At 24.3% G+C, this 15,609-nt stretch carries 11 protein-coding genes, 1 tRNA gene, 1 rRNA gene and 1 other RNA gene; 9 read left to right on the forward strand and 5 right to left on the reverse strand.

The window, feature by feature from the left end:
* The first annotated feature begins 132 nt into the window (after positions 1-132).
* From lon to AB4W77_RS02070, 3 genes are all read left to right on the forward strand, one after another.
* Positions 133-2,469, forward strand: coding sequence for an endopeptidase La (gene lon, locus AB4W77_RS02060; RefSeq protein WP_367681352.1), 2,337 nt, complete (start codon positions 133-135; stop codon positions 2,467-2,469).
* A gap of 769 nt (positions 2,470-3,238) precedes the next feature.
* Positions 3,239-4,972, forward strand: a complete 1,734-nt coding sequence (locus AB4W77_RS02065) for a SmdA family multidrug ABC transporter permease/ATP-binding protein (protein ID WP_367681353.1) — start codon at positions 3,239-3,241, stop codon at positions 4,970-4,972.
* A gap of 23 nt (positions 4,973-4,995) precedes the next feature.
* A complete protein-coding gene (locus AB4W77_RS02070; protein ID WP_367681354.1) occupies positions 4,996-6,765 on the forward strand; it encodes a SmdB family multidrug efflux ABC transporter permease/ATP-binding protein in 1,770 nt (589 codons plus the stop codon).
* A gap of 18 nt (positions 6,766-6,783) precedes the next feature.
* Here AB4W77_RS02070 and ffs read toward each other — a convergent pair.
* An RNA gene (gene ffs / locus AB4W77_RS02075) (signal recognition particle sRNA small type) lies at positions 6,784-6,879 on the reverse strand.
* A gap of 167 nt (positions 6,880-7,046) precedes the next feature.
* On the opposite strand from ffs, the gene dnaX reads away from it, so the two are divergent.
* From dnaX to adk, 4 genes are all read left to right on the forward strand, one after another.
* Positions 7,047-8,159 carry a DNA polymerase III subunit gamma/tau gene (gene dnaX / locus AB4W77_RS02080; protein ID WP_367681355.1) on the forward strand — a complete coding sequence of 371 codons (1,113 nt, stop codon included), beginning with the start codon at positions 7,047-7,049 and terminating at the stop codon, positions 8,157-8,159.
* Between the two features lie 223 nt (positions 8,160-8,382).
* Positions 8,383-8,712 (forward strand): YbaB/EbfC family nucleoid-associated protein, encoded by a 330-nt coding sequence (locus tag AB4W77_RS02085; protein WP_367681356.1) that lies wholly within the window; start codon positions 8,383-8,385, stop codon positions 8,710-8,712.
* A gap of 96 nt (positions 8,713-8,808) precedes the next feature.
* Positions 8,809-10,677 carry a molecular chaperone HtpG gene (htpG, locus tag AB4W77_RS02090; RefSeq protein ID WP_367681688.1) on the forward strand — a complete coding sequence of 623 codons (1,869 nt, stop codon included), beginning with the start codon at positions 8,809-8,811 and terminating at the stop codon, positions 10,675-10,677.
* Positions 10,678-10,736: 59 nt separating this feature from the next.
* Positions 10,737-11,396 (forward strand): adenylate kinase, encoded by a 660-nt coding sequence (gene adk / locus AB4W77_RS02095; protein ID WP_367681357.1) that lies wholly within the window; start codon positions 10,737-10,739, stop codon positions 11,394-11,396.
* Positions 11,397-11,414: 18 nt separating this feature from the next.
* Here the strand turns inward: adk and AB4W77_RS02100 are convergent.
* Positions 11,415-11,491 (reverse strand) — tRNA-Arg (locus AB4W77_RS02100).
* Positions 11,492-11,660: 169 nt separating this feature from the next.
* On the opposite strand from AB4W77_RS02100, the gene folD reads away from it, so the two are divergent.
* A complete protein-coding gene (gene folD / locus AB4W77_RS02105; protein WP_367681358.1) occupies positions 11,661-12,521 on the forward strand; it encodes a bifunctional methylenetetrahydrofolate dehydrogenase/methenyltetrahydrofolate cyclohydrolase FolD in 861 nt (286 codons plus the stop codon).
* A gap of 59 nt (positions 12,522-12,580) precedes the next feature.
* Here folD and cysS read toward each other — a convergent pair whose 3' ends face one another.
* A complete protein-coding gene (gene cysS / locus AB4W77_RS02110) occupies positions 12,581-13,981 on the reverse strand; it encodes a cysteine--tRNA ligase (RefSeq protein WP_367681359.1) in 1,401 nt (466 codons plus the stop codon).
* 592 nt (positions 13,982-14,573) lie between these two features.
* Here cysS and ybeD point away from each other — a divergent pair.
* Positions 14,574-14,837 carry a DUF493 family protein YbeD gene (gene ybeD, locus AB4W77_RS02115; protein ID WP_367681360.1) on the forward strand — a complete coding sequence of 88 codons (264 nt, stop codon included), beginning with the start codon at positions 14,574-14,576 and terminating at the stop codon, positions 14,835-14,837.
* A gap of 168 nt (positions 14,838-15,005) precedes the next feature.
* Here ybeD and cspE read toward each other — a convergent pair whose 3' ends face one another.
* On the reverse strand, positions 15,006-15,215 hold the full coding sequence (cspE, locus tag AB4W77_RS02120) for a transcription antiterminator/RNA stability regulator CspE (protein ID WP_265196743.1): 210 nt from the start codon (positions 15,213-15,215) through the stop codon (positions 15,006-15,008).
* 247 nt (positions 15,216-15,462) lie between these two features.
* A 5S ribosomal RNA gene (gene rrf / locus AB4W77_RS02125) occupies positions 15,463-15,578 on the reverse strand.
* Positions 15,579-15,609 lie beyond the last annotated feature (31 nt).

Raw genomic sequence — 15,609 nt, forward strand, 5'->3', positions numbered from 1 at the left:
TTCATTTTTTTAAGTACTTATCATTGAATATCCGATATTCATTACTATATACTCACCACATACTATAAAATTTATGTTTATCTATCTTAATCATATCTTTCTAATGAAAAAATCTAACTCAGAGAAATATTTATGAACAATATATCTTCCGAAAAGATAGAAATTCCTGTTTTACCATTACGTGATGTTGTTGTGTATCCATATATGGTAATTCCGCTATTTGTAGGTCGTGAAAAATCAATAAAATGCATTGAAGCATCTATGGCACAAAATAAGAAAATTATGTTGGTTTCACAAAAAGAAGCTTCTATAGATGAACCAAAATTTGAAGACTTATTTAATATAGGAACTATTGCTTCTATTTTACAAATGTTAAAATTACCAGATGGTACCATAAAAGTACTTGTAGAAGGATTACAAAGAGCAAAAATAAATCAATTCAACAATAATGGACATTATTTTACATCAGAAATAGAATTAATTAAAACTCCCAAAATTCAAAATAAAGAACAAAAAGTATTAGTACGTACCACTATTAACCAATTTGAATTATATATCCAACTAAATAAAAAAATACCACCAGAAATATTAAACTCTCTTGGTAATATAGATAATGCTGCTAGACTCGCTGATACCATAGCAGCACATATGCCCCTAAAATTATCAGATAAACAAACAATATTAGAAATTCCTAATATTGATAAAAGATTAGAATATTTGATGGCAATCATGGAATCAGAAATAGATTTATTAAAAGTCGAAAAAAGAATACGGAACCGTGTAAAAAGACAAATGGAAAAAAGTCAAAGAGAATATTATTTAAATGAACAAATGAAAGCTATTCAAAAAGAACTAGGAGAAATAGATGATACTCCCGATGAAAATGAAATTTTAAAAAGAAAAATTAATGCTGCTAAAATGCCAAAAGAAGCAAAAATAAAAACAAAATCCGAATTAAAAAAACTCAGATTAATGTCGCCAATGTCTGCAGAAGCTACTGTAATCCGAAGTTACATAGACTGGATGATTCAAGTTCCATGGCATTTAAGAAGCAAAATAAAAAAAAATATTTCTATTGCTCAAGAAATACTAGATAAAGATCACTTTGGATTAGAAAAAGTCAAAGAAAGAATTTTAGAATATTTAGCTGTACAAAATAGAATAAGTAAAATAAAAGGACCAATTTTATGTTTAGTAGGTCCTCCTGGAGTAGGTAAAACTTCTTTAGGACAATCTATTGCCAGAGCAACAGGAAGAAAATATATTAGAATGGCATTAGGTGGTATAAGAGATGAAGCTGAAATAAGAGGTCATCGCCGTACATATATTGGATCTATGCCCGGAAAAATAATTCAAAAAATGGCAAAAATAGGAGTGAAAAATCCTCTTTTTTTATTAGATGAAATAGATAAAATGTCGTGTGATATAAGAGTAGATCCCGCTTCTGCTTTACTAGAAGTGCTAGATCCAGAACAAAATTTTACTTTTAACGATCATTATTTAGAAATAGATTATGATCTTTCTGATGTTATGTTTGTGGCTACTTCTAATTCAACTAATATTCCTGCTCCTTTACTAGATAGAATGGAAGTGATTCGCATATCTGGTTATACTGAGGACGAAAAATTAAATATAGCTAAAGCATATTTAAAACCAAAACAAATGAAAGAAAATGCTCTTAATTCAACAGAACTAACAATATCAGATAATGCTATCACTGATATCATTCGTTATTATACACGAGAAGCAGGAGTAAGAAATCTCGAAAGAGAAATATCAAAAATATGTCGCAAAACAGTTAAAACATTAGTTTTAAATAAAAAAATAAAATTAGTTAAAATAAACTGTAAAAACTTAAAAAAATATCTTGGTGTTCAAAGATTTGACTATGGAAAATCAGGAAATAAAAATCAAATTGGACAAGTTATAGGATTAGCATGGACAGAAGTTGGAGGTGATTTACTAACCATTGAAACAACCTGTGTTTCAGGAAAAGGTAAACTTACCTATACTGGATCTCTAGGAGAAGTCATGCAAGAATCTATACAAGCTGCCTTGACAGTAGTCAGAGCTCAAGCAAAAAAATTAGGAATAAATAAAGAATTTTATGAAAAACACGATATACACGTACATGTTCCAGAAGGTGCTACTCCTAAAGATGGACCTAGTGCAGGAATAGCTATGTGTACAGCAATAGTTTCTTCTCTCACAAAAAATCCAGTACATGCCGATATCGCAATGACAGGAGAAATTACTTTAAGAGGTGAAGTGCTAACAATAGGAGGACTAAAAGAAAAATTATTAGCTGCTCATCGTGGAGGAATAAAAAAAGTATTAATCCCTTACGAAAATAAACGGGATTTAGAAGAAATACCTAAAAATATTATTTCTAGTTTATTAATACATCCTGTAAAAAATATAGAAGAAGTATTTAATATTGCTTTGGAGAATAAACCTTATATTTTTTAAAAAAATTGAAAACATATTATTTAAAAATAAAAACAAGTTGAACATATGTATTAATTTTCAACTTGTTTTTATATTTTTTAAAATTTTTTTAATTAATTTAATCAAATTATGTTTTAAAAGAAATTGATACTATAAAATAAAAAAATTATTTTTATATAAAAATTTTAATTTTTACATATATAATACACATTAATTTAACATTTAAAAAAAAATATATGTTTATAAAAAAAAAATATTGTATATATAATATTTTTATGAAACAAAAGTTCTGAAAATAATAGTAAATAACTAAATAACGAATATAAATATATTTATATAAAAAACATTTTTTAAATAAAAAAAAGATTAATATATATAAGTAAAAACTTCAATATATAACAATTAATTAAGTACTATATACATAATATTACTATATAAAATTTTCAGAAATAAAAATAAATTTTTAATGATATATTAAAATAATTATATTACAAAAATAATAATAATAATTATTAAAAAATTATTTTTTTATATAAAAATTTTTATTAAATTATTTTAAACTATTTTAATAAAATCAATTTTCATCATTTAATGACAATACAAAAATTATAAAAATATTTTTAAAAAATAAATTTTAATTTAATAAAAATTATATACTTGATCTTTAATACCTACTAAATATTTAATAAAACAATATACATAAATTATTGTAATGTATTTAGATATTATAAATAAAATATTATATATTAAATATAACAACCATTAAAAACACATAATTTAGGATTCTTTCGTGCAATTATTTAATCAATTAAGTTGGTACTTCATACGTGAATGGAAACGTTATTTAGGAGCAATATTTTTACTAATTACCATTGCTATTTTACAATTATTACCTCCTAAAGTAGTAGGTATGCTTGTTGATTTAGTAATGAAAAATAAAATAAACAATATGCAAATTTTATATTGGATTATTGTTATGTTGTTTACTGCTTTATTAGTTTATATTCTAAGATATATGTGGCGAGTTTTACTTTTTGGAGCTGCTTATAAATTAGCAGTAGAATTAAGAATACAATTTTATAATTACCTTAGTTTTCAAAATTCTATGTTTTACTTAAAAAATAGAACTGGTGATCTAATGGCTAGAGCAACAAACGATGTAGATAAAGTGGTATTTGCTGCTGGAGAAGGTGTTTTAACACTAGTAGATTCATTAATAATGGGAATATCAGTATTGATAATTATGTTTACCCAAATTAGCTGGAAATTAACGTTATTATCTTTAATACCCATGCCTATTATGGCTTTAATCATAAAAAAATATGGAAAAGAACTACATACTACTTTTCGTAAAGCACAAGTAGCATTTTCTGTGCTAACAAATCAAACTCAAGAAAGTTTAACTAATATCCGTATGATAAAAGCTTTCGGATTAGAAATAGAACAATGTAAAAAATTTGATCAAGTTGCAAAAATAGCTGGAAAAAAAAATATGGAAGTAGCAAAAATAGATGCTAAATTTGATCCTACTATACATTTAGGTATTTCATTATCTAACCTTATTGCCATTACAGGTGGTGGTTGTTTAATTTGGAATAGAGAAATTACATTAGGACAATTAACTAGTTTTATTATGTATCTTGGACTCATGGTATGGCCAATGTTGGCGTTAGCTTGGATGTTTAATATCGTAGAAAGAGGAAGTGCTGCTTGGGAAAGAATACAATTAATTATAGGAAATAAAGTATCTAATTCTCAAAAAAATAATAAAAAATTTCCATCTACTCCGTGTATTTTAGAAATTAAAATTAATAAATTTACTTATCCAAACAGTAAAAAAAATGCATTAAATAAAATTTTTTTTAAACTCTATCCCGGAAAAATATTAGGAATATGTGGTCCAACAGGATCAGGAAAAAGTACATTATTATATTTAATACAAAAACAATTTGATATAAAAGATGGTTACATATCTTATAATAATATACCTTTATCTCATTGTGAAATAAAATCATGGCGTCATCGCATTGCTATGGTAAATCAAACTTCATTTCTATTTTCAGATACCATATCTAACAACATATCTTTAGGAAAACCTCATGCTACTAAAGAAGAAATTGAACAATCAGCTTATTTAGCTAATATTCACCAAGAAATTTTAACACTACCTAAAGGATACGATACCCAAGTTGGCGAAAGGGGAATTATGTTATCTGGTGGTCAAAAACAAAGAATTGCTATTGCCAGAGCATTATTAACAAATACTGAAATACTTATATTAGATGACGCATTATCTGCTGTAGATGGAGAATGTCAACAAATAATATTGAAAAATATTAATAAATGGAAAACAAATAATCACACTTTGATAATAATTGCCCATAGATTATCAACATTAATTAATGCCGATAATATCATTGTGTTAGAAAATGGATCAATTTCTCAAATAGGAAATCATTCTGAATTAATGAAAGAAAAAAAATGGTACAATAAAATGTATAATTATCAGAAATTAAACATTTAAATAAATAAGGATAAAATATTAATATGTTATTAAATAATACTCCTAATTTAATAAGATTTTGGACAGTTCTCAAACGTTTATTAAAATATATTAAAATTTGGAGAAAAAAGCTAATCATAGCTTTTTTCTGTTTATTAACAGCATCAATTACTGAAGTATTAGGACCAATATTAATCAGTTATTTTATAAATCACATTATTGTACCCCATAATGTTAATAACGTATTAACGTTATCATTAATCATTATCTTTTTAATATTACAAATAACTTCTGTAATCTTAAATTACTTTCAAACTATCATTTTTAATAAAACTGCCGTAAACATTGTTCAAAATTTGCGATTAGATGTCATTAAATCAGCTTTAAAACAACCATTACATGTATTTGATACTCAACCTATAGGACAAATTATATCTCGAATTACTAACGATACAGAAATAGTTAAAGAACTTTATGATACAGTAATAGCCACAGTATTTCGTAGCGTAGTGTTAATCATTGTAACATTATTTGCTATGTTTACTCTCGAATGGCATATGGCTAGTATTGCAACTATCATTTTTCCAATGGTAATAATTGTAATGTTATTTTATCAAAAAAAAAGCACTCCTATCTTAAGAAAAGTTAGAGAATATGTAGAACACATAAACAATAAATTTAACGAAATCATCAATGGAATGCAAATTATTCAACAATTCAGTCAAGAATCTAAATTTCAAAAATCTATACAAAAAACCAGTAATTTACACTATTTATCCCGTATGAAAATTTTAAGATTGGATGGATTACTACTGAGACCTCTATTAAGTTTATTTTCAGCTATTGTTTTATGTGGTTTAATTACATCATTCAAATTTTTTTCTGTAAATGTATTTGAAGTAGGCATTTTATATGCCTTTATAAGTTATTTAGGAAGATTAAACGAACCTTTGATAGCCATCACTACGCAACAATCTATATTACAACAAGCTATTGTTGCAGGAGAAAGAATTTTCGAATTAATTGATACACCAAAACAAATTTATGGATCTGACTATACATATCTAAAAAGCGGTTTAATTCAAATTAAAAATCTTAATTTTAGTTATAAAAAAAAACAATCTAATGTTTTAAATAATATTAATATCACCATACCTTCCAAAAGTTTTACTGCATTTATCGGACATACAGGAAGTGGAAAAAGCACTCTTGCTAATTTAATTATGGGTTACTATCCTATTTATCAAGGAGAAATATATATAGATAAACGTCCTATTCATTCTCTAAGTCACAAAACTTTAAGAAAAGGAATCTCTATAGTTCAACAAGAACCATTAATACTAGCAGATACTGTTTTAAAAAATATAACACTTGGGCGAAACATATCGGAAAATAAAATTTGGCAAATATTAGAAACAGTACAATTAGCTAATCTAGTACAATCGATGTCAAAAGGAATACACGAAAATTTACGGGAAAGAGGCAACAATTTATCTATCGGACAAAAACAATTGTTAGCAATTGCCAGAGTATTAATTATTCATCCTAAAATATTAATTCTCGATGAAGCTACTGCAAATATAGATTCAGAAACTGAAAAAAATGTACAAAAAACATTATTATCAGTAAAAAAATTTGCTACTCTGGTAGTAATAGCTCATCGACTATCTACTATTATGCAAGCAGATAAAATAGTAGTATTAAATCAAGGAAAAATAATTGAAGAAGGGAACCATAAAACATTAATAAACAAAAAAGGTAAATACTGGAATATGTATCAAGCCCAATCAAATAAGATTTTAAAAAATATATGATTATAATCATAAAACAGACTCTATTAGCTAAATTTATGTACCTGATAACTTAATATGGCTGCTTTTTTCCAAATCTGACCAAGTTTTTAAATATACAGTACTAAACCGCTAATAGAGTACCAAAAAATTAAAAAATAAATTTATAACGTAACTATAATTACCTAAAAAAATATAAATTGCAAGTTTATTTTTGAATTAATTGTTCAAATTAAAAATCATTACTATAAAAACAATATAATATTATGTTAGGATAAAACATTCTATAATAACATTGTATGTATATGAAGCATTATCAAGTACTGGCAAGAAAATGGAGACCCCAATCTTTTGATCAAGTTATTGGTCATGAATATGTATTAACCGCTATATCAAATGCTTTATCTATTGGTAAAATTCATCATGCTTGGTTATTTTATGGACCAAAAGGGACAGGAAAAACAACTTTATCAAGATTACTAGCTAAAAGTTTAAATTGCGAATACGGAATTACACCTAAACCATGTAGAACATGTTCTAATTGTAAAAATATAGAAAAAGGTATTTTTCTTGATTTATTAGAAATAGATGCAGCATCCAAAACGAAAGTAGAAGATATTAAAGAACTATTAGATAATATTCAATATTCACCTATACAAGGTCGTTTTATCATTTACTTAATCGATGAAATTCATATGTTATCAAGACATAGTTTTAATTCGCTTCTTAAAATCTTGGAAGAACCACCTAAACATGTTAAATTTATTTTGGCTACAACAAACCCCGAAAAAATTCCAAAAACTGTTATTTCACGTTGTTTACAATTTAACTTAAAAGAATTAACACCTAAAGAAATATATACAAAGATAAAACAAATATTAGATAATGAAAAAATAATTTATGATACAAAATCCCTGAAAATAATATCTCACAATGCTTCTGGAAGTTTACGAGACGCTTTAAATTTAATTGAACAAGCAATATCTATAGGACAAGGAAGTATATCTATTACTAACGTTACCAACATGTTAGGAACTATCGATAAAACGCAATCTTTAAATTTAACCATAGCCATATTAAAAAAAGATGCACATAAAATTATCTCATCACTTCATTCACTAAATTTACAAGGAAGTAATTGGGAAAAAATAGTAATTGAAATTTTAAGAACTTTACATCACATAACTATGTTAAAAAATATTCCATCATTATGGAATAATAATCTTTACAATAAAACTGAAAACAATTTGTTATTAAAAATAACAAATACTATGGATCATAAAGACATTCAGTCTTACTATAAAATGTTAATATTAGGTCGTAAAGAACTATACATGGCACCTAATTACAAAATTGGCGTAGAAATGATTTTATTAAGAACATTAAATGTAAAAACTAATACAATTTTAATCACATAGTTATAGATAATTTTAACAAAAAAAATTAGGATAAAAAAAAGTTATAAAATATAATTATAAATTTACAATATGTATACATACTATAAAATAAAATTTTCTAGAAAAATTGCATTAAGGTTCCATTAATATAAAAATATTTTTTTCATTAAAATAAAAAAATATGGTAAAATAATTCCAATAAATTTTTTATTTTAAAAATCAAATTTAATTAAAGAAGAATAATATGTTTACTAAAAATGGATTAGGTAATCTAATGCAACAAGCACAAAAAATGCAAGAAAAAATGGCAAAAATAAAAAAAGAAATTACCAATATGGAAGTTACAGGAGAAGCAGGAGCAGGATTAGTTAAAGTTACTATTAATGGAGCACATAATTGTAAAAAAGTAGAAGTAGATCCCTGTTTATTAAAAGATAACAAAGAAATATTAGAAGATTTAACTGCAGCTGCATTTAATGATGCTGAAAGAAGAATTTCTGAAGCCCACAAAAAAAAAATGGCATCTATTTCAACTGGAGTAAATTTACCTCCTGAATTCAATCTACCTTTATAAAACATTAAAAATATAATATATAAGTACTACAATCTTATTGTCTGTAAGTAATTACAAAAAACACATATATATATAAATTGGAATAAATATATGAATATTGAAAAAAAAGAAAAATACATATTTAAATCAGAAGTAAAACAACTGCTTCATTTAATGATACATTCGCTTTATTCTAATAAAGAAATTTTTCTTAGAGAATTAATATCTAACGCTTCCGATGCAATAGATAAACTCAGATTTAAAGCTATTTCTTCACCTGAACTATATCAAAACAATACTAATTTTGGAATCAACATTTCAATTGATAAAAAAGATAATACTTTAACTATCAGTGATAATGGTATTGGTATGAACAGACAAGAAATTATAGAAAACTTAGGTACTATCGCAAAATCAGGAACCAAAGAATTTATTGATTTAATAGAAAAAAAAGATCATCAATTGATAGGACAATTTGGTGTGGGTTTTTATTCATCATTTATTGTATCAAGTAAAGTCATCGTTCGATCTCGTTCTGCAACCACTCATAAAGAAATAGGAGTTCAATGGGAATCATCAGGAAATGGAGAATATACAGTTAAAGAAATTATTAAAAAAGAAACAGGAACAGAAATTGTTTTATTTTTAAAATCAGAAGAAAAAGAATTTTTAGATACCTGGAAAATTCGCAATATAGTTAATAAATATTCAGATCATATATCGGTACCTGTAAAAATATTCAATTATGATGAAAAAAAGAAAATTGGTACCTGGGATCAAATTAATAAAGCACAAGCTTTATGGACTTTAAAAAAAAATAATATTACTGAAAAAGAATATAAAGAATTTTATAAACACATCACTCACGATTTTAACGACCCTCTAATATGGAGTCATAATCATGTAGAAGGAAATAACGAATATACAAGTTTATTATATATTCCAGAAAAAGCAAATTGGGATATATGGAACAGAGAAAATAAACATGGATTAAAACTTTATGTAAAACGTGTATATATAATGGATAATACAGAACATTTTTTACCTAACTATTTAAGATTCGTACGTGGTTTAATAGACTCTAATAATCTGCCTTTAAATGTATCACGAGAAATATTACAAGACAATCGTATTGCACATAATTTACGTCAAGCACTAACGAAAAGAATTTTACAAATGTTGGAATCATTAGCAAAAAATGATGATAAAAAATATAAAATATTTTGGAATCAATTTGGATTAGTTCTTAAAGAAGGACCTGCTGAAGATACCGTAAATAAAATCACTATTTCTAATCTTTTAAGATTTTCTTCAATTAAAACTAATAGTCCAGAACAAACATTATCATTAAATGATTATGTTAAAAATATGATTCCAGAACAAGAAAAAATATACTATATTACCTCTGATAGTTATCTGTCAGCTAATAGTAGTCCTCATTTAGAATTTTTTAGAAAAAAAGGAATAGATGTTCTTCTACTTTCTGACCGTATTGATGAATGGATGATGAACTATTTAACAGAATTTCAGGAAAAAAAATTTCAATCCATTAGTAAAATCGATAAATCATTAAATAAATTAATAAAAGAAGATAAAAATAAAGAAAATTGTTCAGAAATAAGTTCTGAAATTTTTATAAAAAAAGTAAAAGAAATACTTAAAGATCAAGTCAAAGATGTACATTTCACACATAGATTAATAGATACTCCTGCTGTAGTATTAACAGATGTTAATGAAATGACTACCCAAATGGCAAAATTATTTTCAGCAGCTGGACAAAAAGTTCCTCAAATAAAATATATATTTGAAATTAACCCAAATCATATTTTAGTAAAAAAAATAATGAGTATAAAAAACGATATTTTACTGTATGACTGGATACAATTATTATTAGAACAAGCTTTACTAATTGAAAAAGGAAATTTAGATAATCCTAATCAATTTATTAATAGAATTAATAAATTACTTATTAATCAAGAAGTGTAAATATAAATAGCAAATATATTATATAATAAAATAATTAGTAATTTTAGGAACTAATAATAATGCGTATTATTTTTATTGGTGCCCCTGGGACAGGAAAAGGAACTCAAGCTCAATGGATTACAGATCAGTATAACATTCCTAAAATATCTACAGGTGATCTATTAAGAAATGAAATATTAAAAAAAACTGAGTTAAGCAAAAAAATAAAAAAAATTATAAACTGCGGAAAATTAGTTGATGATAATATTGTGACTCAATTAATAAAAAAAAGAATTAAAAAAAAAGACTGTAATCCAGGATTTTTATTAGATGGATTTCCTCGTACTGTAAACCAAGCCAACGCCATAGAAAAAATAAATATAAAAATAGACTTTATTATCGAATTTTCACTGACAGAAAAATTAATATTAGAAAGAATTCAAGGAAGAAGGATACATGTTGAATCAGGTAGAGTATATCATATAATTTTTAATCCACCTATTATAGAAAATAAAGATAATATTACAGGACAACCATTAACCATTCGAGACGATGATAAAGAAGAGAAAATAAAAAAAAGAATAAAAGAATATAAAAAATTTACTGTACCTTTAATAAAATACTATAAACATACAACAAAATTAAGTAATATAAAATATTATAAAATAGACGCTTCCTATACAACTCTTGAAATAAAAAAAAATATAGAAAATATTATAAAAAATAATTTATTAAAATAAATTTAATGTAATATGATATGGTGCACCCTACAGGATTTGAACCTGTGACCTACGGCTTAGAAGGCTGTTGCTCTATCCAACTGAGCTAAGGGTGCATAATTTTATTAAAAATAATTAAATTATTATATCATATATATTATATATTTTATATGTATATGTAAAATAATTATTCATATAATTTAAATTAAAAATCTATTTTATAAAAAATAATTACTATTATACCAATTTTAAATATCATATTTCACATACTGAAAGAGCACTCTTATGTCCTTCGCTAACATCATAGATGGTAATAAAATAGCTAATTCTATACAACTAAATATTTTAAAAAAAGTACAAAAAAGATTAAAAACAGGAAAAAGAATTCCCGGTTTAGCAGTTATTTTAATAGGAAATAATTCTTCTTCTGAAGTTTATGTTAATAAAAAAATACTTGCTTGTAAAAAAGTAGGATTTATTTCAAAAAATTGGAATTTACCAATTCAAACTTCTGAAAAAAAAATATTAAATTTAATTGATTTATTAAATAAAGATAATAGAATAGATGGAATTTTAATACAACTTCCTCTTCCTGAACATATCAATACTATGAACATAGTTAGTAAAATTTTACCTGAAAAAGATGTAGATGGATTCCATCCATATAATATAGGATGTCTTTGTCAAAAAAAACCTACATTAAGACCATGTACATCGCTAGGGATTATGACTTTATTAAAAAAATATAATATTAATACTTATGGATTACATGCCGTAATCATTGGCGCATCAAATATAGTTGGAAGACCTATGAGTCTAGAATTATTACTAGCCGGTTGTACCACTACCGTTACACATAGATTTACAAAAAATTTAAAAAATTATGTAAAAAATGCTGATTTGTTAATTGTAGCAGTTGGCAAACCTAATTTTATCAATGGAACATGGATTAAAAAAGGAGCAATAGTTATCGACGTAGGAATTAATAAACTTAATAACGGGAAAATAGTCGGTGATATCGATTTTTCATCCGTATATTTAAAAGCATCTTACATAACTCCTGTTCCAGGAGGAGTAGGACCCATGACTGTAACCTCATTATTACAAAATACTTTATATGCTTGTGAAACATATCACGATGATTAAAATAAACATAAAATGTAAATAAATTTTTTTATCAATACTTTTATCTATATATAAAAATTCTATAATTTTTTCACACAATACCAAAAAGTTTTATTTTTATCATCTTCGATAATAATACCTAAACTTAATAAAATTTTACGAAGATTATCTGCTTTTTCCCAATTTTTTAATTTTCTAAAATTATCTCGCATATCTAATAATATTTCTATTTCTTTTATTTGTTTTGGTGTATAATTAGACATATTTTTTAAAAAATCATCCGAATTATGCATTAATAATCCCAATTCTCTGCCTAAAAATGTTAATATTGATGCTAATTTGTTCACTTCTATAAAATCTTTCTTCTTCTTAAAAAAATTAATTTGACTGGCTATTTTTGAAAAAATAGATAATACCAAAGGTGTATTAAAGTCATCATCCATAGCTTTTTTAAATTCTAACTCAAAAATAGAATTATAAATAATTGTATTACTAACATTTGTATTTTTTAAAGCTCTATAAAGTCGTATTAAAGAAAGACTAGATATTTTTAAATTTTCTTCTGAATAATACAAAGGATGCCTATAATGAGTTGATAATAAATAATATCGAACAATTTCAGCTTCATAATTACGCAAAATATCTTTTAAAATACATACATTGTTTAAAGATTTAGACATTTTTTTGTTATTAAGAATAACCATACCTGTATGTATCCAATAATTTACATAAATACTTTTATTCGCACACATTGACTGCGATCTTTCATTTTCATGATGAGGAAATAATAAATCTGAACCACCCCCATGAATATCAAATGTATCACCTAAAATAGCTTTACTGATGGCAGAACATTCAATATGCCATCCAGGTCTCCCTTTTCCCCAAGGAGAATTCCAATAAGGTTCATTTTTTTTAGATATTTTCCATAAAACAAAATCTAACTTATTTTGTTTTATAACATTTATTTTTTTTATTCTATCACTAAATTTCAAATAATTTAAAGATTGTCTAGACAACATCCCGTAATTAATATCACTATCAACAGAAAATATTACATTTCCATCTTTAGATATATAAGCATGATTTAATTTTAACAAATCAGAAATCATAGAAATAATAAATGTTATATATTCAGTTACTCTTGGTTCTATATCTGGAGATAAAATATTTAATGACTTAAAATCCTGATTCATCTGTTCGATTATTCGATTAGTAAATGAATTAATATTTTCTTTCTTTCTATAAGAAGCATGAATAATTTTGTCATCAATATCTGTAATATTTCTAACATATTTTAATTGATATCTACAGTAACGAAAATAACGGGCTATAACATCAAATATAATAAATGTTCTTCCATGACCAATATGACAAAAATCATAAGCTGTTATTCCGCAAACATACATACTCACTTTTTTAGAAAAAATAGGTTTAAAATATTCTTTTTTTCTAGTAAATGAATTAAAAATTTTTAACATAACCGCATCTCTATTTAATAAATCATTAAAAATTTTTTTAAAAATCACTCTTTTAAAAAATAAAACTTAAAATTATCAACCAAAATAATATCACTTCTTTCATATCAATTGAAATATACATTTTGTATAAAGATATTTTTATATCAAAAAAGTAAAATTTTATTAAAAATAAATCACACATATTAAATATGTATATTACATATATAATACACTTAATTTACATATACATATGTAAAAATACATTAACAAAACTTTTTGTTAATATTGGTATTAAATATATAATTCATTTAAAAAACATAAAATCATAATTTTCTTCATTTGTATATATAAAATAATAATTATATTATTAAAGATTAAAAATTTGATTTCAATATCCTTATTTATAAAAATAATATATAAATATTCCATGTTAAGAGAACATTTATAATCATTTTATTATTAATAGAAATTCTTGTTACATGAAAAAATTATTAATCATTTATTTAATAATTAATATTAAAATAATTTTTTATCAATAGTTAAAATATTAATTCTTTTTAATTAAAAAATATTAAAATAATATTATAAATATAAAAAACAAAAAGGAATAAAAATGAAAACAAAATTAGAAAAAATGTTAAAATTTCCTTGTTCATTTACTTATAAAATAATTGGTTTAGCAAAACCAGAACTAATTGATAAAATAGTACAAGTAATACAATTTAGATTACCTGGAGATTATATACCTCAAATAAAATCTAGTAACAAAGGTAATTATCTTTCTATTTCTATTTCAATATGTGCTAAAAATTTTTCTCAAATAGAAACTTTATACCGTGAATTAAGTCAAATTAATATTGTACGTATGGTTTTATAAAAATTATTTATTTTTAAAATAAAAATATCCGTTAATTTGATAATTACTTAAAATTAAAAATAAAAAATTATCAACAATTAAATATGCTACATAAAAAAATAGTGCAGTGCTAAATAGCACTGCACTATACAATGAAATTAAATTAATATAATATTAATATATATTAATTTATAAACTAATTACATTAGCAGCAGATGGTCCTTTTGCTCCCTCGGTAATTTCGAATTCAACACTTTGACCTTCTGTCAAAGTTTTAAATCCGTTGCTTTGGATAGCTGAAAAATGAACAAATACATCTTTGCTTCCATCTTCAGGAGTAATGAAACCAAAACCTTTAGATTCATTAAACCACTTAACATTACCTTTAATCTTGGACATCTACATTACCTTTACATGAAAATAAAACTAACTTAATACAACAAGTTAATAAAAAAATTTTAGAAGTTTTTCTGTATTAATAGAAAAATTATTTTTAAAAATGTTGCTTATTATTATAAATAAAAAATTCTATTTAAAAGTATAAATAAAACTACTCATATAAAATATTAATTATTTTATGATAATATCAGGCAACACATAAAAAACAACCAAGGATAAATTTATCCTTGGTTGTTTTTTATGTGTTGCCTGGTAATTTCCTACTCTCACACGGGGAAACCCCGTAATACCATCGGCGTTGAAATGTTTCACTTCTGAGTTCGGAATGGTTTCAGGTGGTACCATAACACTATTATTACCAGGCATTTTTAAAATAAAAAATGTGTTTAAATTT

It is taken from the genome of Buchnera aphidicola (Pemphigus immunis), assembly GCF_964059115.1.
GTDB lineage: Bacteria > Pseudomonadota > Gammaproteobacteria > Enterobacterales > Enterobacteriaceae > Buchnera_C > Buchnera_C aphidicola_C.